Raw genomic sequence first — 1,837 nt, forward strand, 5'->3', positions numbered from 1 at the left:
GTTTTCCACAGAGAATTCACCTGACTTTGCAGGTATTCCTCACGGCTTTTTTGCCGCGCCAGTTCTTCCTGCAGGGAGATTTTTTGCGGACGTTTATAGCGGTCAACGCCGTAATTCATCAGCGCGTGACAGGAATCCAGCAACCGTTCAACTTCATCGACACCATAGCGTTCCTCGCATTCACTGATATAACGCTTGGCGAACAGCAGGTAATCGACGATGGAACTGGCATCGGTCCAGCTTCTGAACAGATAGTTATTTTTGAAGAAAGAGTTATGCCCGTAGCAGGCATGGGCCATCACCAGCGCCTGCATGGTGATCGTATTTTCTTCCATCAGATAAGCGATACACGGGTTGGAATTAATGACGATTTCGTACGCCAGACCTTGTTGTCCGTGCTTATACAGCTGTTCGGTTTCGATGAATTTCTTGCCGAACGACCAGTGAGTGTAATTGATCGGCATGCCAATGCTGGAATAGGCATCCATCATTTGTTCGGAAGTGATGATCTCGATTTGATGCGGATAAGTTTCAAGCCGGTAGGACTTCGCCACCCGGTCAATCTCTTCGAGATAAGTTTGCAATAACTCAAACGTCCAGTCCGGTCCATCGCTAAGACGTTTGTCCTCAGTTTTTTGCTTTTGGGTCACTGTCGTCATAAGCCGCACCCTCATTCAGTTATGGACGCTACAGAGTGTTTGATTCACAACCTTTTCTTAAGATTTCGCACGTCCATTGATAATCGTAGCTCAATCTGAGTGTGTCGTTAGATAAACACCATGAATCCATTCCTCAACAAATCTATATCCTTAAGGCAGGAGACTGTCAATCGGCGGGCAATAAAGAGCCCAAAGCCGCGTACAGTCTGGCTTTGGGCGAACAATATCAGGAGACAGGCGCAAACAGCGGGGGATTAACTGCGGATAAATTCTAACAAATCCTGATTTATCTGATTCTTGTGTGTGCTGCACAGACCATGAGATGCGCCCGCATAAACCTTACCTTTGCCATTTGGCAACAACTTAAGCGCAGCTTCGCTGGAGGAAGCGGGTGGCACAATCTGGTCATCATCACCGTAAATCACCAGCGTCGGGATCGTCATCTTCTTCAGGTCTTCGCGCTGATCGGTTTCAGAAAACGCTTTAACACAATCATAAAGTGCTTTTATTGAACCCTGCATACCCTGGAGCCAGAAACTTTGGCGTAAACCTTCTGACACCTCAGCACCGGGGCGGTTGAAACCATAAAATGCGTCGGGCAAGTCCAGGAAAAATTGGGAACGATCTTTCGTCACACCGCCACGGATACCATCGAAAACAGAAAGAGGTAATCCTCCGGGATTGAAATCTGTTTTGATCATAATCGGTGGCACTGCACCAATTAATACCGCTTTTGCCACCCGCGAGGTGCCGTGCCTGCCAATATAACGGGCAACTTCGCCGCCGCCGGTAGAGTGCCCGACGTGTATCGCGTCTTTGAGATCCAGATAAGCCGTCAGTTCGGCCATGTCATCTCCGTACTGGTCCATATTATTGCCTTCCCATGACTGAGAAGAACGCCCGTGTCCGCGGCGGTCGTGGGCAATAACGCGATAACCATGTTCTGCCAGAAACAGCATCTGATCTTCAAAAGCATCCGACGACAGGGGCCAGCCGTGACTAAAAACCACCGGCTGTCCGCTGCCCCAATCCTTATAAAAAAGTTGTGTACCATCTTTAAGCTTCAGAAAGTTTGAGTTATTCACAATCGACTCCTTATTGCTGAAAATTGCTGAAATGAACGGTGCAAAACAGAAACCGATTGAAGTGTAGGTCAGTAATTGCGTCGTTGCGATATG

General features: G+C 48.1%; 2 protein-coding genes. Both read right to left on the bottom strand.

The genetic code is table 11. From position 1 onward, the window contains the following. On the bottom strand, positions 1–659 hold a 659-nt coding region (locus tag AC1DUO_RS24540), incomplete at its 3' end, for a SpoVR family protein (protein ID WP_477989225.1). Positions 660–913: 254 nt separating this feature from the next. Beyond that, the gene (locus AC1DUO_RS24545) at positions 914–1,744 is read right to left on the bottom strand and encodes an alpha/beta fold hydrolase (protein ID WP_013575337.1); all 831 of its coding nucleotides are present in this window, start codon (positions 1,742–1,744) and stop codon (positions 914–916) included. Between the last annotated feature and the right edge of the window lie 93 nt (positions 1,745–1,837).

It is taken from the genome of Rahnella sp. P4_A8 (assembly GCF_056402435.1).